Consider the following 24813-nt stretch of genomic DNA (forward strand, 5'->3'; position numbering starts at 1 on the left):
TAATGCTCGTAACCCTTAAGGACCTATAATGACCCAGCAAGAATTTGATCCGCGTGCCACCTCCATGGGAGACGAAGTTTCCGCCGAGGTTTACGAAGAACTCTTCGCGATGCGGCGCTCTATTGATAACTTCGATGCCGCGTTGGTTCATATTCTTGCGGAGCGTTTTCGAGCCACCCAGCGCGTTGGGGTTCTTAAAGCACAGCATAACCTGCCTGCGGGTGATCCAGGAAGAGAAGAAGCCCAGATAGCTCGTCTGAGGGCTATGGCGAAAGAGTCTAGTCTCGATCCCGAATTTGCGGAGAAATTTTTGAACTTCATTATTTCCGAGGTTATTCGACACCACGAAAAAATAGCGCACGCGCATAAGGACGAGCTGGCTCAAAACGATGATTCTCTCGACCGTCAGACGGATTAGATGCTAGCGTAGATTTGATGACCTCGTTCTCTACCAGATTTGCGGACGAAAACACCCGAAAACAGTATGTGCCCGAGCGCCTGCTGCTACCGGGTGATTATCGTGCACCCGAACGTGAGTTCGCTACCGAGCTTGCTGAGCGCGATACCGTTGCGGTACGAGCCAGCGGACTAGGCGAATTCCCCGGCACGCAGATAATAGATGCCCTGCATCGTGTGCGTGGTGAGTTGGGGCATCCGCATCTTCCATTCCTACCGGAGCTTCCAGAGCGTGGCTGGCAGAGCACTACTCTTGCTCGCACCATTGCCACGCTCTCTGGAATGGAACTTGAAGGCGCATCCTATGGATGGCGATTAGTTCATGCTAGAGGCGGCGGTACCCGCGAAAGTGCGCGTGCGCGATCCTGTTATGTCTCAGATATTAACGCACTCGCCGATGTCGTAGGCGGTGAGTCTTCTGGAGCTTCAGTGCCTGAGGATGCTGCGCCCAGTTTCAAAATTCAGCTGTGCGGACCATACACCCTTGCTGCGCGGGTCTATGCGCCTAATGGCGAGCGCGCCATCAGTGATGCGGGGGCGGCACGCGATATACGGGATGCCTTTCTAGAAGGGCTAGGGGAGAGCATCTCTCTTATCCGTCAAGCCCTCAACCAGCCCGAAGCCCGTCTTACGGTACAACTGGACGAGCCGGAACTTGGGCGCATTATTTCGGGTACTATCCCTACGGTGAGTGGTTTTCGCACTATCCCAGCGGTACCGGTTAGCGAAATCTACGAAAGTTACCGTATCTGCGCCAATACTTTTACCGAACTTACCATAACGCCTATGCTGAACCTCACCAAGGTTCCCTTGACGTATCCTGATGATCGCACGTCGAACCTCAGCTCTGTGGCAGATGCTTGCGCTATAGCCCGTACGTTTTCAACGGCAGATAATCCTGCCGAACTGCTTTTTGACCCGGACGAGGCAAGCCAGAATCTGATTCAGGCACAGCCTCTTAGCGACCCGCATCGCTGGGAAATAGCGGCAGCCGTACTAGAATCCGGAGCAAGGCTTTGGCTGCCCATCGTAGAATCGGATGCTATACCGCAGCAAGCACAGAGATTGTGGAGACTGTGGAATGATGTTGGACTACAGAAAACCGAGATACGTTCGGTTGGGCTAACACATCGTGCAAATACTACACATATAAACCCGCATGAGGCCACACTTCAGATGGCGAGAACCACAGAGTATGCGCGAATAGTCGCAGAAATGGCGGCTGAGGGCTTAGGATAATTACTATAATCACCGAATAATATAGAGGAGAGACGCCATGACCACCACCACCTCGACCGTCCTGGTCGTTGATGATGATGACGCTCTTGCAGAAATGATCGGCATTGTCCTGGCACAGGAGGGATATAACGCAGTTTTTTGCGAAAACGGCTCTCGCGCCTTTGAGACGTTTATGCGGCATTCACCAGATTTGGTATTGCTGGACCTCATGCTTCCGGGGAAGAGCGGTATCGAAGTCTGTGAGCAGATCCGTTCGTCATCTAATGTGCCTATTATCATGCTGACTGCTAAAAGCGATACTGAAGATGTGGTAAAAGGGCTGGAAGCTGGCGCTGACGATTACATCGCAAAGCCCTTTAAACATCTTGAGCTTATGGCTCGTATCCGTGCTCGTTTGCGCCCGCGTGAGAGCCGCCAGTTGGTGGTGCGGGTGGGAGATACCATCATGGATATGGATGGCCGAACCCTCAAGTATAAAGGTGTTGAAGTGCCTATGACACCTTTGGAATTCGACCTTCTTGCAGCTTTGGTTCGCCGTCCGGGGCAGGCTATGAGCCGTCAAGAGCTGTTAGAGACTGTTTGGGGCTACAGCGATGTGAGCGATTCTTTGGTAAACGTTCACGTGCAGCGTCTTCGCGCGAAGTTTACGGATATTGGTGCCGAACAGGTTATCCAAACGGTGCGCGGCGTCGGATATAAAGTACCCCTAGAGAACGTTGGAGGTGCCGCCTAACGTGATATTTCAGTCCGCTATGCGCATCTTCATGTCTGGAAAGTAACTTTGCCTATGCCCACACCTGACGCAACCTCTGGAGCCTCCGATAGTCGGGACTTGGACGCTAAGTCTAAGCCCCGGAAAAAGCGAACCCTCAACCCATTCCGCGCAATTCACCGGTTGTGGGTTCATTCTCTGCAATTTCGGTCCGTGACCAGCGCGGGCATCATGATGCTTATTGCTTTTATTGCGGTAGGAACCTCGCTGTCTAACCAGATTGCAACATCGCTTTTTGAGAATAAAAAGAACCAGGCGTTAGAAGAAACTAGTAAGGGATTTGAGACTGTACAGAGAGTGTTGGATCCTATTAGTGCGCGTGAAGACAGCGAAGTTCGACGTACTGTTAAACACAACCTCACGGTTCTTGACGCTGGCGGCGATACTCAGAGGCGCTGGGTTTTAGTGTCCTTGGATCAGCAATCGAAGAAGGGGTTTATTCCTGAGCAGAGTAGCGATAACGCGCCTCTAGATGCCTCAGTAATACCCACAGATTTTAAAGATACTGTGCGGGATTCTCCCGGTGTTTTTTGGGAGAAAACGACGCTTTCAGAACCTGGAAAATCCAATGGTGAGCCTTACCCGGCCTTGATTATTGGAACGAGTGTATCCATTCCTCAGAACCCCAATTATGGGCTGTTTATGGTGTACGACTTAAGCGAGTCTGAATCGACCATTACGTATATCAATGTTGTGTTAAGTACTGGATTCACAGTGTTGCTGATTCTAGTACTTTCAATTGTGTGGTTTGTCACTCGCTTAGTGGTACGCCCGATCACTTCGACCGCTATTACAGCAGAGAAACTTGCTGCCGGTGACCTAAACCGCCGCGTTAACATTCGTGGTAAACATCAGGCTGCGCGATTAGGAATTTCCTTTAACAAAATGGCGGATAGCCTGCAGGATCAGATTACACAGCTGGAGAGACTATCGACGCTGCAGCAGCGATTCGTCTCGGACGTGTCGCATGAGCTGCGTACACCGTTGTCGACGGTACGTCTGAGCAGCGAACTCCTTTATGACTCGCGTGACACCCTCAATCCTGTGCAGTCGCGCAGTGTGGAGCTTATGCATAACCAGGTGGATCGCTTCCAAGCCTTGCTTTCTGACCTTCTGGAGATTTCGCGTTTTGATGCAGGCAGCGCCGTTTTGAACATCGACGCTGAAGACTTTATGAGTGTTCTTAACGATGTTTTGGTCGAGGTTATTCCGCATCTGGAACGTACCGGGACCAGGCTTATTGTGCATTCTGAGCAGGCGCATATTGATATTGATATCGATAGGGTTCGTATTGAACGTGTTTTGCGTAACCTCCTCTTTAACGCTATTGAGCATGGTGAATCCAAGCCCGTCGATATTTACATCGCCACGAATGCAACAAACTTGGGTGTGGCGGTACGCGATCATGGCATCGGTTTGAGTGAGGAGGAAGCAGCACAGGTCTTCAACCGCTTCTGGCGTGCAGATACCTCACGCAAACGTACTCTAGGGGGTACTGGGTTGGGCTTGTCTATTACCGCCGAGGATGTACGTTTGCACGGTGGGCGTATTGAGGCTTGGGGCATAAAAGGAAAAGGCGCCTGCTTCACGATGAACTTGCCGCTTGTTCAGGGGGGAGAGCTCGGTCCTTCCCCGGTCTTGATTACCGGAGAACCTGAGCCAGAGGCATATGCTCACAGCGCTCTTGCGGGCGATACTCTTTCGACATCATTGCGTAAAACCCGTCATGAAACTCAAGATGATGCGTCTGAAGGACAGATATAATGCGCAGAATATTTCAAAACTCTTCGCACAAACAGACGCTGTCAGAGACCCTGCCCACTCTTTCACGCCGCACGATGCTTCTGGGCGGAGTCGGAAGTATTGCTTTATTGGTGCAGGCATGCTCTGGATTGCCAGATCCCAAGGGTATTCAAAAGTATTCAGAGTCTTTGGATAATGCAGACGATAGAAAGTCTGCAATCCATGCTATGAGTCCTCAGGTTGGCGGAACTCCGGAAGGCATTATTGAAGGCTTTCTGCGTGCTGGTGTTGATAGCTCCGATAATTACGGAGTGGCTCGCCAGTACTTAACGACAGAGTTTGCTCAACAATGGGTTCCAGAGGTTCAGACCCGTATATATTCTGAGACCGCGCGTATCACTCGTGGCGAGGATAATATTTATAAGGTTTCGATTAAGCAAACTGCTCGTGTGGATGAGCGAGGTTTAGTTACTTCCTTTATCAACGCTCCTGCACCAACTCCGGAAACGTTCGAGATGATTCAGGAGGGCGGTGAGTGGCGCATACGTAACTGCCCCAACGGGTTGTGGATAGACGGTAGTGAATTTGACCGTTCTTTCAAATCCTACCGTCTGTATTACTACGATCCTAGCTATACCTACGCGGTGCCAGATTTACGCTGGTTCGCACGTAGCGATGAAATTTTTAAAACGCTGGCTCAAACCCTAATCATGGGACCAGCAAATTATCTCAAGGAATCTGTCTTCTCAGCGACTTATGAGTCCATGAAAGTTAATGGTGCTAACTTTGACGCTGAAAAACATACGATAAAGGTTGATTTTGGAGGCGAATCTACAGATGAACTTCAATTAGCACGTTTACGCCAGCAGATTGTGCATCTTGCCAGCAATTTTACGGGTATTGAGACTGTAGTTTTCTGCTATAACGGCCACGAAATTTCATCATCAGATAAGCCCGAAGGATTTCATGAAATACCTTTGGTGACGCAGTCTAATACTAGAATTGTGGCGCTTAATGAAGACCGTTTAGTAACTCAGCGTGATTTTGATGCTGGGGATTCGCAGCGCACGCTAGTGGAAAAAATTAAGGATCCTTCGGCGCCAACTATCGGATATGACGGCACTACCTACGCTTACTTAAGCGAGGGGCGTAAAAAGCTTTATACAGTGCGCGATACAAATTCCTCAAAAGTTTGGGAAACACGCGACTTATCTCGCCCCAGCATTGACCATTATGGATGGGTATGGGCCACCGATCATAGCGGAACAGTACGCGCCTTTAACCCGGCATCCGATAGCGTTGAGGAAAGAGAAAAAGGCATTAACATCTCTGTTCCCTGGCAAAATGGTCTCGTTTTTAACTCTCTTAAAATTTCACGGGACGGCACTCGGGGCGCGTTTATCACCACGCGAGATAATGCGTCAATGCTAGTTATTTCAGGGATTATACGTGATGAGAGTGGCAAACCGCGTAGCTTTACCGAATTAGTGCGGGTTAACGCCTCTGTATCTCCCCATTGTGTAGATTGGGCGGGAGAACAGACCCTTGCCGTCGTCAACACCACCACAGGGGAAGCAGAACTAACCTCTCTCAACAGTGAGGAGACAAAGCTGGATCGGTTGGAGGGACTGCGCTCTATGTCTGCAGCAGGGGACAGCGGTCATATTATTGGGCATGTCGATACGGGAGAGTGCTATCTTCTGGAAGACCGCGGTTGGAAACTCATAAGCGGATCGCTGAGTGAGATTACGTACGCAGGATAAAAGAGCAATGGATAAAACACCTCGAAAGAGAGGTAAAAAGGCTCTTTACGCAGTGTGGGAGCTGTTCTTTCCGGCAACATGTGTCGGATGCGGTGTAGGCGGTACGGCGCTTTTAGATGCTGCCGGTACTCGCCGGGCTTTATGTACTCGGTGCGAGACTTCACTGAGAAAACAAACCTCCGCCGTGCACACTCCTGTGCTGCAGCACCCCGTACCGGGAGCGGTTGCAGCAGGTATCTATGAGAAAACACTCGCGCATGTGATCCTTTCCATGAAGAATGCGGGCCGCACTGATGCGGTTCCCGAACTAGCGCGCGCATTGGGCAGGGCCGTGGCAACGATTATTGACCGTGCGCAAGTTCCCGCAGGAACGCGCATCCTATTGATACCCGCCCCTTCATCACAACGTAGCGTGCAGCGTCGTGGTTACGTACCGGCTGAGTTGCTTGCGCGACAGGTAGAACACGAGCTTAATCGTTCTGTAGCTCTGTACAGACGTAAAGTGCGGGTGAAGACACATCATATCTTGAGTTTAGAAAAAGAAAACATATACCAGCGTTTAATAAGGCCGAATACAGCAGGACAGAAAACGCTCGGAGTTAGCGCGCGAGCCCAGCGTATGGAGGGAGCGATGCGGGTGTCACCCAGAGCAAGTGTAGCTGGGGCACTGTGCATTGTGTGCGATGATGTGATGACTACCGGTGCCACCGTGTTTGAAGCATCACGAGTCTTGCACCAGGGTGGCGCGAGAGTTCTGGGAGCAGCCTGTGTAGCTGCTGTGTCGATGCAGAAAAAAGTGGACGAGGAAGCCCTTATGGTACACCCGGACTAAGGCTATTCTGCGTTTTGATACACAGTGTTCGTACTACGAAAATAATTGTCATTTCCGGTGACATGCACCATAAGAATGTAATAAAATAATGACAAGGAGCCTCAAGGACGGGCTCCCGGTATCGAACTCAACCGAGTACGGTGCATAACCCCCACACTTTGGAGGGAAATATCGTGGAAGTCAACATCTACGGACGTAATATCAAGATTTCGGATCGTCTTCGTGAATATGTCGAAGAGAAGGTCGAAAAGTTCGAGCAGCTTGGCGACAACGTGAGCGATATCGACGTCAAAGTTACTAAAGATGGCCATCTTGGTGGCGAGTCAATTCGTGTTGAGATTACCGTTGTTGGACGTGGACCGGTGCTTCGTGCAGAAGCCCAAGGACATGATAAATTTGCGGTCTTTGATGAGACTTATGGAAAGCTCTTGGAACGCCTGCGTCGAGCACGTGATCGTCGTAAGCTACGCAAACATGGTGGTAAGCATCCTGTTTCTGTCGCAGATGCTACAGGATCGCTTCCTACGGTTACCGAGACGATTACGGAAATTTTGCTACCCGATGTTCCTGTTGAAGAAGCAGCCTTCGACAATAGCGAGGTTACCCTCGTCGATGAAGCAGCTTCACCAATTGAGATTCGTCACAAGAGTTTTGTAGGTGAAAAGCTGACTCCGGCAGAAGCCGTGGATCGTATGGAGCTCGTTGGTCATGACTTCTACCTTTATATTGACAAAGAAACAGGAGCACCGGCAGCCGCATATCGCCGTAAAGGATGGAGCTACGGTATTATCACTCTCACCGAAGAGTAGACGACACTCCTCATTATTAATACTCATTTAGATTTAGAACCCGAAATGCTTTCTTTCTAGCGAGTGTTTCGGGTTCTGCTATATTCCTGTGAGGAAAATAATTATTATTTCTACCCGCGCAGAGCGTAAAAATGAGGACTGTGACTGTCAGATGGATACCTCTGCCCTACAATAGTTAGGAAAGCCTCAAGCCGTGGGCGCATTTTGTGTCGCCCTCATGAGGGGACGAAGACAACAAGGAGTAGAAGCTCAGTGGCATCTTTCTTAGAGAAAATCCTCCGCACTGGCGATAAAAAAATTCTTCGACAGTTAGAAGCGTATAGCGCGGCGGTCGATTCGCTTGAGGATAGTTTTGCGTCTATGACCGATGCCGAGCTTCGCGGCGAGACCGATAAGTTCCGTGCCCGAATTGAGGACGGCGAATCCCTGGATATTATGCTTCCTGAAGCCTTCGCTGTTGTCCGGGAAGCATCTAAGCGTACCCTTGGAAAACGTCACTACAAGGTTCAGGTTATGGGCGGAGCTGCCCTGCATTTGGGAAATATCGCTGAGATGAAAACCGGTGAGGGTAAAACTCTTGTCGCAACTCTGCCCGCATACCTAAACGCACTCAGTGGCAAAGGTGTGCACGTGGTAACGGTGAATGATTACCTTGCTGAATATCAGGCGAATCTGATGGGTCGTGTCTACCGGTTCCTTGGTATGGAATCTGGCGTGATTCTCTCGTCGATGGACCCGGACCAACGCCGTAAACAGTATGAAGCCGATATTACCTACGGTACGAATAATGAGTTTGGCTTCGATTACCTGCGTGACAATATGGCATGGACCGTTGACGAGCAGGTACAGCGCGGGCATAACTTTGCCATTATTGATGAGGTCGATTCGATCTTGATTGATGAGGCGCGTACCCCCCTTATTATCTCGGGACCAGCTGCAGGTGAAGCGAACCGTTGGTACGGTGAATTCGCGCGCATCGCAAAAAACGTTCTTAAAGAAGATGAAGATTACGAGGTAGACGAGAAAAAACGCACCGTCGGTATTCTCGAATCTGGCATCGATAAAGTTGAAGACCATTTGGGTATTAAGAATCTGTACGAATCCAGGAATACTCCACTTATTGGTTTCTTAAATAACTCCATCAAAGCGAAAGAGCTGTTTACCAATAACAAAGACTATGTGGTGATCGACGGTGAAGTCCTGATCGTGGATGAGCACACTGGTCGTATTCTTCCTGGACGCCGCTATAACGATGGCATCCATCAGGCTATTGAGGCTAAAGAAGGCGTCGAAATTAAGCCTGAAAACCAGACGATGGCAACCGTAACCTTGCAGAACTATTTCCGTATGTACGATAAGCTTTCCGGCATGACTGGTACTGCGGAGACTGAGGCTTCTGAATTTATGAGCACCTACGAGCTGGGTGTTGTTGCTATTCCCACGAATAAGGATGTGCAGCGTATTGACAACCCGGATAAGGTGTACCGTAACGAGGTAGCCAAGTTCAAAGCCGTTGTTAAAGACATTAAGAAACGCCATGAAAAGGGACAGCCTATTCTGGTGGGTACGACGAGCGTTGAGAAGTCGGAGTACCTCTCGCGTCAACTTGCAAAAGAAGGTGTGCGCCATGAGGTGTTGAACGCCAAGAACAATGAGCGTGAGGCTCACATCGTGGCTCAGGCAGGGCGCAAGGGTGCCGTAACGGTGGCTACCAACATGGCAGGTCGTGGTACCGATATTATGCTTGGTGGTAACCCAGAATTCGAGGCTGTCGCCAAGATGGCTGAATTGGGTCTTGACCCGAATCGCGATTCTGAAGCATATGAGAAACGCTGGCCCGACATTCTGGAACAGTGTGAGGAAGAGGCAGCGGCCGAGCACGATGAGGTAACGGAACTTGGTGGTCTTTATGTGCTAGGCACCGAACGCCATGAGTCGCGCCGCATCGATAACCAGCTGCGTGGTCGTTCTGGCCGTCAGGGTGACCCTGGCGAGTCCCGGTTCTACCTTTCACTCACTGACGAACTTATGCGCCTGTTTAATACCGGCGCTGCAACCCGCCTCATGGCGATGGCTCCGGAAGATTCTTCTCTAGATTCGAAGTTGGTGACACGTGCTATCGCGACTGCGCAATCAAACGTTGAGTCACGTAACGCAGAACAGCGTAAGAACGTGCTGAAATACGATGATGTTCTTAACCGTCAGCGTGAAGCCATCTATAAGGACCGTTCTCTGATTCTGCACGGCGACGATCTCAAGGAACAGATCTCTGGTTTCGTGGACGAGGTCTTGACGACCGCCATTGACGAACGTGTCAGCGAAGGGCACGCAGAAGATTGGGACCTTGACGACCTGTGGGAGGCTCTTGAGAGCATCTATCCCGTCAGTATTACCGCCGACGACCTGGCGGAAGACGCCGGGGATCGAACCCAGATTACTCGCGACCAGATAGTCAAAGAGATCCTTGCAGACGCGCATCTTGTCTACGATGAACGCGAAGAATCTGTAGGCGAAGATTCTATGCGTGAGATTGAGCGTCGTGTAATGCTCTCGACTATTGGAGAACGCTGGCCTGAACATCTGTACGAGATGGACTACCTGAAAGAAGGCATCGGACTACGTGCGATGGCACAACGCGACCCCCTAGTGGAATACCAGCGTGAGGGCTACAGCATGTACCAGGCTATGCTTGATGCTATTCGTGAAGAGACCGTTAGTTACCTCTTCAATTTGGATTTGTCGAAGCAGCGAACCAAGGCCTCGGCGGTGCAGCTTCAGTCTCCGAGCCGCCCAAAGTTCTTGCAGTACTCTGCACCCAATGAAGAAGGTGGCACCGATGTTCGTGTAGAGAACGCTGACTAGCAGCTTCTTCACTATTTTTATTATGCATGTGGGCACTCCCAAAAGCTTGGGGTGCCCACATCTGGTTATGCGGTTTAGATAAAGTGCAGTGCAGTAATATCCCACCCGCCGTAGCGAGCCTGCACCCGCATTGCCATAGCCCTGGTTACAACACCGTCCGTGAGAATAATACATGCCTCATATGTCTCGTCATTAAGTCTTTGAGCACGGCTCCGCGCTACGTGCGGGGTCTTGGTAAAAGCGAGATAACTAGCATGTTGCTCTTGTGAGGAACGGCGCTGTTCCAACGCCGTGAAGCATTCGGGTGATAGCCAGTGTTTGAACTGCTGTGCGGATCGCTTTTTCATAAGAACCTCAAGAACCGCTAAACCTATGCCTGCGCAAAGCGACTCAATGCGTAGGGTTCCAGAATCGGAGCGCTTAAGAGGTCGCCCGTGAGATGCACTTTTCCGGGAACGAATGCGTGCCCTAACAGCAGTGTTCTGTGGCAACATATGGTGAGATTCTCTATTCTGTTGATCTTGAGCGTACATATTGATCGGGGAGAGGACTACTCCATATTGTGATTGGACAAGATTTCCTGGCGCGGTCGATGGTGGTACATCGGGAATATCACCCTGTTGCGCTCTGGCGGCTGCTTCTTCGAGAAGATGGCTCTCGATCTTCTTGGAGAGATCGTGAAGAGAAATATTGATAGCGGTCATGATTTAGCTCCTTTGCATAGTGGTTGGGCATATCGGTCGAGAAGAAAAATAGCGTACTTATCGGTCAGGCAATGTGAGAGTTTGACCCGGATATAGGATATTGGGGTTATCCCCCATAACGTCCAGGTTGGCAGCGTGAATTCTCAGGGAGTATTCCAGAATCTCCGGAGGAGAGGCATCGTCGCTCAGCTCGTGGCAGGCAATGGACCAGAGAGAATCACCCACAACAACTTGGTGGCTGGAACGCGTAGTGTGGTTTCGAGATGCTGGTGCTACCTCTCTGGAAGGTGCGCCTTCTCGTTGGCCGCCGAAGAACGGGCTCAAACTCTGATGTTCTGCTTGAGGCTGGGTTGTTGAAGGAACCGCCGGTTCGGCAGATATGTATGGCGGCGGTGTACCATAGGGCTGCGCGTAGGGTGAAAGACTTGGACGCTGCTGCTGGTGCTTTTTAACGGGTACTGCCGGGCTCTCAGAATACTCATGAGGAGAAGCGGAGGCCGCCCCAGTAACCTGCGGAGATGAGGCAGCAGCCTGGTAGAACGGAGAGTTCTGAGACGGTACCCCTTGAGGGGTTCCTGCGGCTGACTCCTGCGGTGAAGCATTCGCCTCCGTGCTGGGCGTAGAATTTTCCACAGATGCCTCTGACGACGAAGCCGAGTGGGCAGCAGGGGAAGCCGAAAGCTGAGACGGCGCAGATATTGCAGGGCTGCTGATATTCGGATGCGCATCTGCGGCCTGTGCAGGTGCAAATGCCGCGCTAAGACCTAATGCTGCACCGCCTAGAGTAAGAATAGTGTTGCGTATATACCGGGGGAGCAGAAAAGTTCCACGATCCTCACGGTGGTGCAGGTGTATGGAACCGGCTCTGACTTTCAGAAGGTATCCAACACCGAGGATAACGCCAAGAGCCCACCAGAGCATGACGGCTGCAGAGAGGACTTCAACGCTCATCATCATAGCGTTTTCCAAACCCGTCAAAGATACAGATATAACGCGAACACTATGCGCTAGCGCCCCTGAGAGAACGGATAGCGTGGGAACGCCGATGCTGAGCACTCCATCAAGGACGCTCATCTGAGCTTGTGACTTCATCGTATTCCCCCTTGGCGTTGGTAGTCGTTGATGTTCTTATATGTTATGTTTACCGTGCCTACATGGTTGATGTAAATCTGAGGGGCAAAATCTTAATCATTTAGTAATAATTCTCGGGGAAATACTGATTTTCCAGGGTTCTGTGCGGGGTACAATGTGCCTCAAAACCTTAGAATGCAGTAGGCTCATAGCATGAGAATGCAACGATTATTTCGAGATTTAGACATACAGTTTGAAGCGGAGCAGCTCCGGGCTCTTGAGAACCAGGCACAGCGACGTGCCCGCATGGAGTATATGGCGGTAACCATGCGTGAGCGATGCGCGGCTCAACATGGGAGCAGGGTAAAAGTCAATGGTACGGACGGGATGGTTCGTGAAGGGTATCTTGAAGCGATTGGTCAAGGATGGATTCAGATAAGCACAGGACGAGAGAATATCCTTATTCCAGAATCGAGCATCCTGTGGTGGGAAAGCGAGAGTCAGGCGGCAGAGGTCAAGGTTGATGTGCAGGCCCGTGCCTACAGGTTTAGTATGTCCGACGCCTGCTATGCCTTGATGATGGCCCAAGAGCCTGTGCGGTTATCTTGTGCTTCCCCAGTAAACACGATGTTTGAAGGTGTTATCGCACGAGTTGGGGCAGATTTTATCGAAATGGCGTTAGCTCCATGCGAACCTTATTCCGCATACTCCAATGCGCTGGCATATAAAGAACGGGGTGTGAGGATAATCCCCACATCCCGTATATGTGCTATTGTGACGGTCAATTAGTTGGCTTTGATTTTCGTCATTTTGCCGGAGGCGATGGCTTCTAGTGTCTGCTCGTGGCGTTCGTTAATGTACTCTTCGAAGCGTGTGCGCTCAATACGCCATTGGTTGCGACCACCAATTTGAATTGCTGGTAGTTCACCGCTACGAACGAGTGCTCGTACCTGGCTCAACGACACCTGCAACTCTTCGGCGACATCGCTGAGTGTCAAAAAACGTGGTGCAGACATGGTAAAAAATCCTTCCGCTACAGAGTCTTTGGGTCCCTTTGTGCTCTTGGGGAGCAGCTAATGTGTAGTTTCAGTATAGTCTACTAAATAGGCTTATGCCAGCTTATTTATGTACATAAGCCTGAAAAAATTATCTAGCTGCACATCTCATATTCATAGGTTTGTAGTTTAGATATTATGCACACAAAGAGATGATACCGCGCTCAAAATTGTAATAATTGCTTTCAAGGTGTGCAGTGTGGTGCTATATAATTTAGGCGCTTGCTCCCTGATGAAAGCGCAGAAAACAGCTACAAACCGCTAGGGTAGCGACACTTCCGGATGAAAGGTCTATGCAGTGAAGCATAATAAAATCTCCAGAACGAATATGCATCAATCTGAAGAAAGTAGTATGCGTATGCACAAGCCGGGTTTTAAAGACCCGAAGCTTATTGTTGGTCTTATCTTAATTCTGATTTCAATAGCGGGAGTGATTGGAATTATTAGAATTAATAATCAGACTTATACATATTACACTGCGAAGAATGATATTTCTATTGGGCAAAAGATTACTCCAGATATGCTGATTGAAAAACAGGTTAATCTGGGTGATAGTAAAGATCGCTATCTTTCACGTGAGCAACTTGAATCAGGAAAGTATATCGCTGTGCGGCAAATTCCTGCGGGGGAGCTTATTAGCTCGGCATCTGCAAACGAGAATATCCAGGAGCGCAGACGGCTTGTTACGGTAACCCTTGATCGTGGAATAGCTTCTACTTTTAAAGCTGGCGAACGTGTGGATATCTGGGTCATCTCCTCCGGTAAGGAAAAGCAGAAAGTGCCTGAGGGCGAAGGCAAAAACGAGGATATTGAGTCTGAACAAAAACCTCTTGTTCAGAATGCAGAAATATCAACTATTGCGGTTGATGAAGGGGTTTTGGGTGCGAACGGGCATGCCAATGTACAGCTTTGGATAGAATCCGAAAAGCTGCCGGACATTCTGCATGCCATGTCATCAGAGACAAAAGTTACCCTTGTGCCTATTGAATATAAATCTGAGGGGAACTAAGTGATCCATAATATCCCTCTGGTACTTTTAGGAGACGACGGTACCATCCTGAACGCTATCGAATCTCAACGGGGGCGTGTTAGCGTTGCTCGAAGCGCTCATACTTTTGCGGATGCTTTAGGCTATGCCCACGCCGGAATAGCGTGTGCTATCCTCAGCGTGGGTCTGCCCCAGGAAGCTACCGTATCTATTCTGCACGAACTGGACGAAGCAGATGTAAAATTTATTGCTTTGGTTCCTGAAGATACTCCGCTTCCGGATCTTGTTATGCCTCTTGCAACAGATACGGAACCGCATCAACTGCCAGCGGTAGTGGAAAAACTACTTGATGAGGCATCTGCTGAGCCTGAACAGGAACTCGGCATAACTCCTCAAAAAGCGGAGAACGGGTATGGGTACGACTCGGGATATTCCGGACACTACGGATATGATACGCAGAATCTCTACAACGGGTCAGGAGAATACCTGCATCCCGATACTTCTGGATACGGCTATGCTCTAGTAAACCCGAATAGAAGCCAGACTGAACAAAGCAGCATGGATTTTCCATTGTCTTGCCCTTCGCAAGAGCAATTAAAAGCGTCGCAGCTTCAGGAAGGTTACGAAGCCTCTGCTCACTTTGAAAGTAATATGCAGCAGCCAACTCTGAACGAACGTAGAGATTCGCCCCGACAATACTATCCACAGTTTTCTGCGCCTCAAATAGACGACACTGTAGAAGCTGGAAACCGAGGAACTATTGTTGCCGTTTGGGGCACAGGGGGAGCGCCGGGGCGTAGCACTTTAGCGCTTAACCTAGCGAACTGCGCTGCCGCTGAGGGGATGCGTGTATGCTTAGTCGATGCCGATACCTATAACCCCTCATTAAGTCCTCTTTTAGGTCTTCTAGATGATTATTCTGGTATCGCACAGCTGTGTCATTTTATCGAGCGTGGGCAGCTTGACACCCAGATTAGCGATGAGGCAATTAGCACTCTGCGGGTGGGAAAGTATTATCTTGATTTTTTGAGCGGTATAACTCGTCCCGATCGCTGGCCTGAGCTGCGAACGCGTGCGCTCCGCGATAGTATAAAGTGGCTTGCGCATCGCTATGATGTCATTATTCTTGACACAGCAGCATGTCTTGAGTCAGATGCCGAGCTTGGTTTTGCGCAGGCTGGTCCCCGCCGCAATGGTGCTGCTATAACGGCTCTTGAAATGGCGGATCATATTGTATTACTGGGAAACGCCGATATTATCGGTATCCCTCGAACGATCCGTGCGTATGACCAAATGCATGAAGGTGCCTGTACGCTTCGTGATACTGCCAAGGTTCATATCTGGCTTAACAAGGTTCGTGCTGAGGCAACCGGACGGGACGCGGAACGAGAACTGGCGAATACCTGGCAGCGTTTTGGGCCGCGAAACCCTATTTCGGGGTTTTTACCGTATGACCGGAAAACCGTGGATCGGGCATGGTTTCGTGGGCAGACTCTTCTGGAATATGCGCCCAGAAGCCCGCTTATTGTTGGGATTCGCAAGCTATACACATCGTTGGGCCTTAGGAAACTGAGGTGAGCCTTTTCTCGGGATACGAAACCGAAAAGTAACAATAGGATCTATTGCGCATGAATAAGGCGTAAAAACTATAAACTCTCCACGTCATATATCCAGAAAACATGGTTGAACCGTAGAATAGGTTAGACGTATTCAACTTCTTGGGAGAGCCCAATGTCTTTTACAGAGAGTAATCTCAGCCCTGGTGGTTTCGGTCCTGGTGATACCGAGTGGATTCACCTCATCATCGGGGAGTGGCAGATTATTGCCGATATTGCTCAGAGTGACCTTGTTGTATGGTTCCCCACTGACTATGTGGTGGCTGATGGGAGCGGGCCGGATAGCGTTTCTGGACCGTCGGCGTCCAGCGGGTTTTCAGCAATAGCACATGTGCGCCCGTCTAACGTTCACACTCTGTTTCATCACGATATTGTGGATCACACGATGGACGATAATATCTGCGATGAAGCACGTAAATCTTGGCATACCCAGAAGATTGTTCACCATGTTATGGAAGCCGGGCCCAGTATGCGCCCCGGAGTGAAAGTGACCTTTGTGCCAATAGTGCGTAATAGCCGTACTATTGCGCTTCTGAGTATGCATACGATTCCCACTGTAGTGCGGGCATCATCTCAAGCTGAAGAAATCTATAACTGGGTTACCGAGAATATGCTTGAGATGATTCACCTCGGTATTTGGCCTGATCCTCTGGCGCAGGAGAATAATACTCGTGGTAATCCGCGTGCCATTGATGGAATTATCGTCATTAATCCACAGGGGCAGGTCGTTTTGGCCTCACCCAATGCAAACTCAATGTATGCGCGCTTGGGGCTAGGTGACCATCTTGAGAACCTCAACCTGGCGGATGTTACCCGAGATATGCTTCCTTCTGGGGAGGAAGCTGATGAGACTTTGCAGCTCGTTCTAGCGGGCCGTGCGGATATACGTACTGAACTTACGATTGGCCGCACCCGAGTAACGATGCGCTCTATTCCACTCGTGCATAGTACTACTTTTCGGCTGGAACGTCGTGGTGCACTTATTTTGTGCCGTGATGTCACTGAGCTGCGTCGTCGCGAGCTGGAGCTTATGACAAAAGATGCAACAATCCGAGAGATTCACCATCGTGTTAAGAATAATCTTCAAACGGTTTCGGCGCTTTTACGGTTGCAGTCGCGGCGCATGACAACACCTGAAGCAAAGCAGGGACTGGAACAAGCTATGCGACGCGTGGCTACAATTGCAACGGTGCATGAAGCTCTATCGCAGGGGTTAACGCAGAGTGTAGATTTTGATGAGCTTATCGAGCGGCAATTCCATATTGCTGCCGAGCTCGCTTCTCCCGGGCAGACCGTAGATACAGAGCTCTTGGGGCACTTTGGGTTACTCCCTAGTCAGTTTGCCACTCCGCTTGCCCTAGTTATCAACGAGGTTGTTGCAAATGCTGTGGAGCATGGGCTGAACGGTGAAACTGGGCGTGTGACTCTTGAAGGGCGCCGAAACATCAATGAGCAGGGGGATAATACCCTGACCGTTATTATTACGGACAACGGCAGAGGTATGGGGGATGACCCCATCGAAGAATCTGGTGCGGATGCATATCGGCCTACAGCGGAGCATGAAGGATTAGGAATGCAGATCGTACGTACTCTAGTTGCCAGTGAGCTTAACGGCTCGATCCGTTGGGAAGCGAATGAGCCTTCTGGCACGCGCGTTATTATCAACGCCGTCTTGAGTTAGTACAACGTAGCATTTTGGTATGAAGAAAATAGCAGAAGCCCGGTGTCACTCCTGCCGGAAGTAGGAGTGACACCGGGCTTCTACTTTGAGAATACGCGCTTATAGTTAGGAAGCACGGCGGGCACGAGCGGCGCGACGTTTCATCGCACGACGCTCATCCTCGCTTGTACCTCCCCAAACGCCAGAATCTTGACCGGTTTCGATAGCCCATTTGAGGCATACGTCAATAACCTCGCACGAGCGGCAAACAGTTTTTGCCTCTTCAATCTGCAAGAGAGCAGGCCCGGTGTTTCCAACAGGGAAAAATAGTTCTGGATCCTTATCCAAGCAAGCAGCACGGCTACGCCAATCCACAGCTGGACCTCCTTCTATCTTATGGTTTGCTCGTGCTTCGCTACTGCACGGTAGCTGACAACAAGCGATAACTTAACTTGTTCTGTGTGCGTGTAGGCAAATCTTTACGTCAATGAGTGGTGCAAAAATTTGACTTATCAACTTTCGCATGGATATTCCTCTCTGACAAGGGGTTTTCCGAAAAAAATCTTAAAATCTTGGAGGTTTGCATCACTTAGGGTCTCCTTGTATCTAAGTTTCAATACTTAAGAAACTCCTATAACTATGTTCAAAAATCATGAAAGAAGAGCAAATTACGTGAACTTCTACGAATGCACGACATAAAACGTCAGACCATGCGTGCTTAACGACTGCCAGTTAGAATTAAAAGCCTATAAGCCTCGCATCTGAGCCCACCGCAAGGAGAGTACGATGGGGAAGACCACCAACACGATGAAAGCACGCATCACCGTACCGATTACTGTAAAAATAACCTCCGGTATATTAGGATTTTTTGCCGTCGTGCTTGTGTACCGCGGAATTATCGCACCCTTCATCATGAATGACTCTGAGAGGAACGCAGATCGTATCGTCAACAGTCTCATTCAAGTTGCTTTGGGGGTAGGCATCATGTTCTGTGCTGTTCGTTTCTATCAGGGACATGCTCGTGTCTGGGTGATGCTCATCAGCCTGTGTGCTGCTTTTGTAGGTGCTTCTAACCTCTCCATATACTTTAGTCTTACCCCAGAAGTACAAGCTGCTGCCGTAACATTTTTAGTGATTAACTGTGTGGAAATTCTCTTAGCTGGAACGGCATTCGCGCTCCTCTTCACCCGTGCAACCCGAGAATATACACTCAAAGTTACTGAGGAAGAGGAACGAGAATTATCCCGTTATGCGGGTCGATAAATTTACTCTTGATAAGCCTGAACGGCATTATGTGCAGACTGATACACCTCATCGGGAACCTGAAAAGCCTGTACACGGCCCGCATCCACAAGTGCTCCGCGCCCAGCCGGTAACATCCCCTCGGTATACATATCGCGTGGGATCTCATGCAAAGAACAAATGTCCCCATCAGAGATAGAGGCAGGGGCCAAAAGAACCGCTCGCGAGCATCCAGAAAGTGCCGTCAAAATGGGGGATGAATGCCACCGGGCCCATGGCGTATATGCTACCCAAACAGCCCTGAAACGCGGCCCGAGCTCAAGAAGCACCTGCTGAGCGGCTGTCGGTATATAGGCAAGATCATCGATGAGAATCAGAGTTTTCTCGGGATCTTGTACCGACTTGCACATCTGGCGAATTTTCTGGGCGTCGGGTGGGGTGTTCCCATTGATGTAGAGAGCTCCCAGATGCGGGTTAAGCATTCGAAGCGCAGAAAGAAAATGCGTTTTACCTGAGGCACGGGAACCCACAACGGGTATAAAAACGCCTTCCTTGGCCTGAAGAAAACTAGGATCGCCCGTACGAGAGTAGCCGCACAATATATGTGTTCCCTGGGCGTTGTAGCCTCTATGCCACATGACGATTGTCTCTAGCTGTGGCATGGGAAAAGTCTGCGGGAACTGACGGAGTGAGAGCGACTTATCGCATGAAAAGTTGGAGTTACCCGATTGCAGCTCGATGATATTTTCACATGAGGTCACAACAGGGCACAACGTTGATGCTTCCAGAGGAACATCGCCCACAAGGGCGGTATTGAGCCCGCCTTCGATCGCAAAATGTGTGGCGTTCGGTAGAGGATAGCTCTTAGAAGACTTGCGCAGTAAATCCGATTCCACAAACCTGCGGCTGAGAAGGGTTGAATATGCGACCGAATTGAACCTGCCTCGCAGAGGAAGAGCTGAGGTAAAAACAACCTGGTAGCCCTCACGGTAGCTTTGAGCCAATACATCGTAGAGATATGACTCCGTCTGGGGGTCTCTCATGAGCATTTCAAGCCATCCATCAACTCCGTCACAGATGAGCAGAGGCTGCTGAGTGCTCTGGTCAGCATGATGACTCGAACGTATTTTTTCGAGGCAGAATCGAAGATGCTGAGGCTCATGGGGGCCAACGAGTACGGCAAGACTATCTGCGTACGAGTGCAGGCGTCGATGATACCCTGCATCTGAGGTAAAAACATAGACAGGGTTCTGCCGCTCAATAGCTTGGGCTATGAGCGCGTTTGTGATTGCGGTGCGTTCGGAAACAGTTCCTAGCACGGCAAGGGCGCCCGGATGTGCCTCTAAATCCAGCCGGATAGGCTGCCGTTTACCGTACTGTGGGATTTCGACGGTGCCCAAAAGGTAACCGCGTCTACGTGCGCCGTCTGAGCCGAGGATTTGATGAAGATCGGTATCAAGCAGGGTACGGGTTAGAGGAAAATTCTCCGGTAATGCTTGCGGTATAGGAGTATACCGTGCGCGGGTATAAGCAACACTGCTCGAATTTTGCTCGGAATGGTCAACAAACGCAGGGCTCTTATGCGAAGACAGATATAAGTCACGAATACTGTGCACGGCACGAGTTAGGAGCTTATCCTCACCTTCGGCTGGAACTTGTTGTACGGAGGGTATCTCGTTTAGGGGAACCCATCCCGGACTCTCCCACCGATATATCTGTTGGAAGTCCGCATGTTGCTGCGGAAGAGCGTCCACAAGTGGGGCACGGAAAGCTAGAATACGACCATCTGGAAGACTGACATATCCAGCCCCGGGAGAGGACGCGGAAATATGCGCGGCCTTTTCATGTCCTAAGAGATTGTATGAATCCTGTGCAGATGCCACACGCAAACAGATGTTTGTAGCAATATTGGCCCGAATATCCTGTGAAATACTTCCCTGAGGTCGTTGAGTTGCCAAGAGCAGGTGAATACCTAAGGAACGACCAATAGTAGCGATGCGCATTAGCTCGGTCATAGCATCCGGCATAGACTCAACGAGCATACGGAACTCATCGACCACAATCACAACTTCCGGGTACTGTGGTGTTTTGCCCGTTGAAGCGCACAACCGCAGGTAGTCATGATAAGAATTTACCCCTAAGTTGCGTAAATCAAGCTCACGTCGGTTCACATCGGCACGTAAAAACTCAAGCGCGCGGCGAACGGCGGCAACATCGAAATCGCTCAGCAAACTGAGTGTATGGGGAAGCTCAGCCAGAGGACCAAGCCCGGCGGAACCCTTGAAATCTACCAGAATAAGCCCCAGCCGTTCTGGGGAATATCGCAGAGCCGCACTAAGGATGAGCGAACGCAAAAGTTGAGATTTTCCTGCGCCGGTGGTGCCTCCCAGAAGCCAATGTGGGCCGTGTGTTGTGAACCCAATATCGCAAAATCCTTCGGTGGTGGCCCCTAAAAGACAACGAATATCCTCTGCGTAGCGGTTGTGTTCCCACCGCTGAAGGCACTGCTCGTAGAGGAGATTCGTAGACTGCTGGGTAAGCTCAGAGAAAGCAAGCGTGCGTGCATGGACCGAACCGGTGCCGTGTCCTGACCCTGGGGGAGATGACGCCTGGACCGCAGATAAAGCCCCCAAAGTACGAATGTATGTGTCAGTACTGAGCCCATCCGCTGTAGCACATATATCGTGCAGGTCTAAGGGGTGGTTCTGAACGATCCCTTCGTGAGGCGTAAGTCCTGCGTGTTGAGAAGAACCGGTGATTTTGTGGGCTGTATCATCAGTGATGTTGCCGCGAAGCAGATATTGCACAGATTCTAGGTAATCGCCGTGGGTATGTACCTGCAGGTGGGGTATATGGGTGAATACCGAAGCAGAGCGAGGTGAATCAATGGTTCCACGGGCGATAGGCATGTGAACAATGCATAACCTTGCTCCCTGCGCGGCTCGTTTAATCAACGCAGCCGGTATGGAACGCACTAGTGATGCGGAAATGATGAAAAGTCGGTCGTCTCCAGCTTCCTGTGAAGTCGATAAGGCTGTTCCTGGACGTTCTGCAGCATCACATATCTTTTCGAGAATATGGTGAGCCTGAGACGCACCCTCGTGAAGAAACACACGGGGGCAGACACCTAAGGAACGCAAAGCACCGTAAAGCGGTGTTTCGGCATGCTCAGCATCGGTTATGACCGTGATGGTATCGCGTGCATGGGCTACAAGCTGTACTAAATAAGCATGAAGATGTTCGGCACGCAGCAATACGTCGTGAGGTAAGCCTGGTACTGGGATCGGAATATAATGTGGAGCCTGTGGATGCGGGGAAATCTTCTCAAATCGTACGTTTCGCCCCGAAATATAGGGGAGACGAGGACCGTATCCTAGGACTACAGCAGGTGACCGTGCAGCGTCAGGGGCCGCTGCGTGCAACAGTGTTCCTGCTGTCGGCAGTGCCTGTGCTCGTTCTAACTCTTGCTTTGCGCTGCTCTTCACCAACGCAGCGGCACCACGGTTTTCCGCTCTGCCCCCGAAAAAATGCATCAGCATAAAAAGTGAAGAAGCCACAGACATGAGCAAGAAAATCCACATACCTGTAAAAAGGGCGAAGGCCACGCCCGCCACAAGCGGTAACAGGATAGTCATCAGCATCATGCCCAGTTTTCGGGGAGCGGGCGGATTAACAATAACCGGAGTAAAAGGCGAAGAATCGTGTGAGGGCGTGGGAAGCTCCGGGGTTTTTCCGGGAGGACAGATGACACACAGTGAAGTACCTACCATAAAAGGTTTGTTCCACTGTAGAATTTGAGGCTTTGGGCGCGCACGGGAGCCGGTTCTTTGCGCAGTCCCCTCCGGCTCTAGAATCCTGAGAGTCACCCCTGAACCAGAAGCATCAAATTCGGCGTGGCGTGGCTTGATATATGGATCATTGAGTGAAATACCGCTACGCGTTTCGGAGCGGCCTAGAACGGTTAACCCACGAGGGAGTGAGAAGGAGCGGCCCGCATCCGGTCCCCGAAGTACGCAAAGAGTACTAACTGATGCTGGTCTCTCATCGGAAGGTTGCTCGGGTTTGAGCCAGGCTCCATGTACCATAGGTGCGGCTGCAGCCACGCAATCTTCTAAACGAGCGGAATCACCGCTAGGAGAAAAGACACTATATGCATTTTTAGCGGGCGAAATTATGTGTTGTACCTGTGCCCCCGAGGTCTGTTCGGAACATTCAAGAGATAAGAGGCTTGGATAGAAACCGTGATCAGTCAAGCGCTCCTGGGCGCTCGCATCTGCGATATCAGGGGTGTGGAAAAGCCGAAGTTTCATATTTCTATATCAGTCGGTATGCCATGTGCTTTCAACCGCTTTGTTGTGGTTCTGTGGATAACGTGTGAGATTCAGATGTGATGAGCAGGTTATCCACAGATATTTTGGAAATTTACCGGTAATAACGACGAAAAACCGGAAATATTACGTGATGTGCAGGCTCGCGTGATTGCCTCGGAGAGAGGTTGCATAGACGTGCAGTTTGAACCAAAAGTTGAGACACTCCGTATACCTCAGCCCGGTTCTTCGGTAGGATTGGTACACTCGAATTTCGGAATTATCGCTTATACCGTGTGCGTCGTGGGTTTAAACCCCCAGTCTGCTGTACCGGGAAAATATGCAACTGACGGTGTTATCGGGTAACTTTAGATAATGACTAAAATCGTTGTGTCAGTGGCAGCGTATGCCGTAAACACAACAGAATTGGCTCCCTTGCACAGGGCGTCTACGGCAGGTGAATTCGTTGATATAACGCGAGTTCCCATGACATACAGGAGTAAATAATGACTGCGGATCTCGTGGTTGTCGGATCCGGCCTTTTCGGTCTGACCATTGCAGAACAGGCAGCGACCGAATTGGGCCTGAAGGTCGTTCTGCTGGATCGTCGTTCTCATATCGGCGGTAATGCATACAGCGAGAATGAAGAGCAGACTGGTATTGAGGTGCACCGCTATGGTGCTCACCTTTTCCATACCTCCAACGAGCGTGTCTGGGAATATGTAAACCGATTTACTGGGTTCACCAATTACGTGCACCGTGTATACACTCGTCACAACGGTATTGTGTACCCCATGCCTATTAACCTGGGCACCATTAACCAGTTCTTTAACGCTGCTTACTCTCCCGCAGAAGCAAAGGCGCTCATTGCAGAACAAGCTGGCGAACTGGCAGGTACCGACCCGCAAAACCTCAACGACAAAGGTATTTCACTCATCGGGCGCCCACTGTACGAAGCCTTTATTAAACACTACACCGCCAAACAATGGCAGACCCCGCCGGAGGAACTGCCTGCATCCATTATTTCGCGTCTGCCTGTGCGGTACACCTACGACAATCGTTACTTCAACGATAAATATGAAGGTCTACCGGTCGACGGGTATGCAGCGTGGCTGGAACGCATGGCGGCGCATCCGAATATTGAAGTTCGTCTGAATACGGACTTCTTCTCGGATGATCATGAGTATTCTCGTGAGAAGGTTCTGGGGCAGATTCCTGTGGTTTACACCGGTCCCGTCGATCGTTACTTCGATTATGCAGAGGGCGACCTCTCATGGCGCACCATTGATCTGGAAGAAGAAGTTCTGCCGATTGAAGATTTCCAGGGCTGTTCCGTGATGAACTATCCTGATGCGGATGTTCCTTTTACCCGTATTCACGAGTTCCGTCACTTCCACCCCGAGCGTGATTACACCAAGGATGCAACCGTTATTATGCGCGAATACTCACGCTTTGCAAATAAGGGCGATGAGCCTTATTACCCGGTAAATACCTCTGTAGACCGTGAAAAACTTTTGAAGTACCGCGATCTGGCAAAGGGCGAGCAGAACGTTCTTTTTGGGGGTCGTCTGGGTACTTACAAGTACCTCGATATGCATATGGCGATCGGCGCGGCGCTGTCGATGTTTGATAACAAGATTCGTCCGCACTTTGCACAGGGTGCCAAGATTGAATCTGGTGGAGTTGACGCATAA

19 protein-coding genes are annotated in these 24813 nt (G+C 50.3%); 14 read left to right on the plus strand and 5 right to left on the minus strand.

The genetic code is table 11. The features are described from left to right. Nucleotides 1-28 precede the first annotated feature (28 nt). The 8 genes from HMPREF2554_RS04930 to secA all read left to right on the plus strand — a co-directional run bounded on the left by HMPREF2554_RS04930 (nucleotide 29) and on the right by secA (nucleotide 10476). Entirely contained in the window at nucleotides 29-418 is a 390-nt protein-coding gene (locus HMPREF2554_RS04930) for a chorismate mutase (protein WP_013397426.1), read from the plus strand. Between the two features lie 17 nt (nucleotides 419-435). After that, nucleotides 436-1695 (plus strand): uroporphyrinogen decarboxylase/cobalamine-independent methonine synthase family protein, encoded by a 1260-nt coding sequence (locus HMPREF2554_RS04935; protein ID WP_070554259.1) that lies wholly within the window; start codon nucleotides 436-438, stop codon nucleotides 1693-1695. Nucleotides 1696-1732: 37 nt separating this feature from the next. Beyond that, nucleotides 1733-2428 carry an MtrAB system response regulator MtrA gene (gene mtrA, locus HMPREF2554_RS04940; RefSeq protein ID WP_013397424.1) on the plus strand — a complete coding sequence of 232 codons (696 nt, stop codon included), beginning with the start codon at nucleotides 1733-1735 and terminating at the stop codon, nucleotides 2426-2428. A 54-nt stretch (nucleotides 2429-2482) separates the two neighbouring features. Next, nucleotides 2483-4231, plus strand: coding sequence for an MtrAB system histidine kinase MtrB (gene mtrB / locus HMPREF2554_RS04945; protein WP_070554262.1), 1749 nt, complete (start codon nucleotides 2483-2485; stop codon nucleotides 4229-4231). After that, a complete protein-coding gene (locus tag HMPREF2554_RS04950) occupies nucleotides 4231-5973 on the plus strand; it encodes an LpqB family beta-propeller domain-containing protein (protein ID WP_049775408.1) in 1743 nt (580 codons plus the stop codon). Before mtrB ends, HMPREF2554_RS04950 begins: the two co-directional genes overlap by 1 nt. A gap of 184 nt (nucleotides 5974-6157) precedes the next feature. Beyond that, on the plus strand, nucleotides 6158-6805 hold the full coding sequence (locus HMPREF2554_RS04955) for a ComF family protein (RefSeq protein ID WP_244864749.1): 648 nt from the start codon (nucleotides 6158-6160) through the stop codon (nucleotides 6803-6805). Nucleotides 6806-6978: 173 nt separating this feature from the next. Further along, nucleotides 6979-7614: a ribosome hibernation-promoting factor, HPF/YfiA family gene (hpf, locus tag HMPREF2554_RS04960; RefSeq protein ID WP_037231053.1), complete on the plus strand. Its 636-nt coding sequence runs from the start codon at nucleotides 6979-6981 to the stop codon at nucleotides 7612-7614. 252 nt (nucleotides 7615-7866) lie between these two features. Next, nucleotides 7867-10476: a preprotein translocase subunit SecA gene (gene secA / locus HMPREF2554_RS04965; protein WP_013397419.1), complete on the plus strand. Its 2610-nt coding sequence runs from the start codon at nucleotides 7867-7869 to the stop codon at nucleotides 10474-10476. A gap of 74 nt (nucleotides 10477-10550) precedes the next feature. On the opposite strand, the gene HMPREF2554_RS04970 is transcribed toward secA, so the two are convergent. Further along, complete coding sequence (locus HMPREF2554_RS04970; protein ID WP_070554264.1) at nucleotides 10551-11180, minus strand: Rv3235 family protein; 630 nt, start codon at nucleotides 11178-11180, stop codon at nucleotides 10551-10553. 57 nt (nucleotides 11181-11237) lie between these two features. Then, nucleotides 11238-12272 (minus strand): LysM peptidoglycan-binding domain-containing protein, encoded by a 1035-nt coding sequence (locus HMPREF2554_RS04975; protein ID WP_013397417.1) that lies wholly within the window; start codon nucleotides 12270-12272, stop codon nucleotides 11238-11240. Between the two features lie 198 nt (nucleotides 12273-12470). On the opposite strand from HMPREF2554_RS04975, the gene HMPREF2554_RS04980 reads away from it, so the two are divergent. After that, nucleotides 12471-13040, plus strand: coding sequence for a hypothetical protein (locus HMPREF2554_RS04980; protein WP_115333633.1), 570 nt, complete (start codon nucleotides 12471-12473; stop codon nucleotides 13038-13040). Here the strand turns inward: HMPREF2554_RS04980 and HMPREF2554_RS04985 are convergent. Beyond that, nucleotides 13037-13267, minus strand: coding sequence for a helix-turn-helix domain-containing protein (locus HMPREF2554_RS04985; RefSeq protein ID WP_004005036.1), 231 nt, complete (start codon nucleotides 13265-13267; stop codon nucleotides 13037-13039). The genes HMPREF2554_RS04980 and HMPREF2554_RS04985 overlap by 4 nt on opposite strands. Before the next feature lie 367 nt (nucleotides 13268-13634). Between HMPREF2554_RS04985 and HMPREF2554_RS04990 the strand changes: the two genes are divergently transcribed. The 3 genes from HMPREF2554_RS04990 to HMPREF2554_RS05000 all read left to right on the plus strand — a co-directional run bounded on the left by HMPREF2554_RS04990 (nucleotide 13635) and on the right by HMPREF2554_RS05000 (nucleotide 17591). Next, a complete protein-coding gene (locus HMPREF2554_RS04990) occupies nucleotides 13635-14315 on the plus strand; it encodes an SAF domain-containing protein (RefSeq protein ID WP_244864747.1) in 681 nt (226 codons plus the stop codon). Next, on the plus strand, nucleotides 14316-15872 hold the full coding sequence (locus HMPREF2554_RS04995) for a CpaE/TadZ family protein (protein ID WP_013397414.1): 1557 nt from the start codon (nucleotides 14316-14318) through the stop codon (nucleotides 15870-15872). It abuts the gene before it with no gap. Between the two features lie 153 nt (nucleotides 15873-16025). Continuing rightward, nucleotides 16026-17591 (plus strand): sensor histidine kinase, encoded by a 1566-nt coding sequence (locus tag HMPREF2554_RS05000; protein WP_013397413.1) that lies wholly within the window; start codon nucleotides 16026-16028, stop codon nucleotides 17589-17591. 105 nt (nucleotides 17592-17696) lie between these two features. Here HMPREF2554_RS05000 and HMPREF2554_RS05005 read toward each other — a convergent pair whose 3' ends face one another. Then, nucleotides 17697-17945, minus strand: a complete 249-nt coding sequence (locus HMPREF2554_RS05005) for a WhiB family transcriptional regulator (RefSeq protein ID WP_004005030.1) — start codon at nucleotides 17943-17945, stop codon at nucleotides 17697-17699. A 411-nt stretch (nucleotides 17946-18356) separates the two neighbouring features. Between HMPREF2554_RS05005 and HMPREF2554_RS05010 the strand changes: the two genes are divergently transcribed. Further along, nucleotides 18357-18833, plus strand: coding sequence for a hypothetical protein (locus tag HMPREF2554_RS05010; protein WP_013397412.1), 477 nt, complete (start codon nucleotides 18357-18359; stop codon nucleotides 18831-18833). A 2-nt stretch (nucleotides 18834-18835) separates the two neighbouring features. Here HMPREF2554_RS05010 and HMPREF2554_RS05015 read toward each other — a convergent pair whose 3' ends face one another. Further along, entirely contained in the window at nucleotides 18836-22582 is a 3747-nt protein-coding gene (locus HMPREF2554_RS05015) for an FtsK/SpoIIIE domain-containing protein (protein ID WP_246826008.1), read from the minus strand. 1043 nt (nucleotides 22583-23625) lie between these two features. Between HMPREF2554_RS05015 and glf the strand changes: the two genes are divergently transcribed. Then, the gene (glf, locus tag HMPREF2554_RS05020; protein ID WP_004005025.1) at nucleotides 23626-24813 is read left to right on the plus strand and encodes a UDP-galactopyranose mutase; all 1188 of its coding nucleotides are present in this window, start codon (nucleotides 23626-23628) and stop codon (nucleotides 24811-24813) included.

This window comes from Rothia sp. HMSC071F11, assembly GCF_001809115.1.
Classification (GTDB): Bacteria; Actinomycetota; Actinomycetes; order Actinomycetales; family Micrococcaceae; genus Rothia; species Rothia dentocariosa.

Bases quoted from the DNA above. Each gene is read 5' to 3' on its own strand.
- HMPREF2554_RS04930 (WP_013397426.1), top strand. From the start codon at position 29: ATGACCCAGCAAGAATTTGATCCGCGTGCCACCTCCATGGGAGACGAA.
- HMPREF2554_RS04935 (WP_070554259.1), top strand. From the start codon at position 436: ATGACCTCGTTCTCTACCAGATTTGCGGACGAAAACACCCGAAAACAG.
- mtrA (WP_013397424.1), top strand. From the start codon at position 1,733: ATGACCACCACCACCTCGACCGTCCTGGTCGTTGATGATGATGACGCT.
- mtrB (WP_070554262.1), top strand. From the start codon at position 2,483: ATGCCCACACCTGACGCAACCTCTGGAGCCTCCGATAGTCGGGACTTG.
- HMPREF2554_RS04950 (WP_049775408.1), top strand. From the start codon at position 4,231: ATGCGCAGAATATTTCAAAACTCTTCGCACAAACAGACGCTGTCAGAG.
- HMPREF2554_RS04970 (WP_070554264.1), bottom strand. From the start codon at position 11,180: ATGACCGCTATCAATATTTCTCTTCACGATCTCTCCAAGAAGATCGAG.
- HMPREF2554_RS04975 (WP_013397417.1), bottom strand. From the start codon at position 12,272: ATGAAGTCACAAGCTCAGATGAGCGTCCTTGATGGAGTGCTCAGCATC.
- HMPREF2554_RS04980 (WP_115333633.1), top strand. From the start codon at position 12,471: ATGCAACGATTATTTCGAGATTTAGACATACAGTTTGAAGCGGAGCAG.
- HMPREF2554_RS04985 (WP_004005036.1), bottom strand. From the start codon at position 13,267: ATGTCTGCACCACGTTTTTTGACACTCAGCGATGTCGCCGAAGAGTTG.
- HMPREF2554_RS04990 (WP_244864747.1), top strand. From the start codon at position 13,635: ATGCATCAATCTGAAGAAAGTAGTATGCGTATGCACAAGCCGGGTTTT.
- HMPREF2554_RS05000 (WP_013397413.1), top strand. From the start codon at position 16,026: ATGTCTTTTACAGAGAGTAATCTCAGCCCTGGTGGTTTCGGTCCTGGT.
- HMPREF2554_RS05010 (WP_013397412.1), top strand. From the start codon at position 18,357: ATGGGGAAGACCACCAACACGATGAAAGCACGCATCACCGTACCGATT.
- HMPREF2554_RS05015 (WP_246826008.1), bottom strand. From the start codon at position 22,582: ATGGTAGGTACTTCACTGTGTGTCATCTGTCCTCCCGGAAAAACCCCG.
- glf (WP_004005025.1), top strand. From the start codon at position 23,626: ATGACTGCGGATCTCGTGGTTGTCGGATCCGGCCTTTTCGGTCTGACC.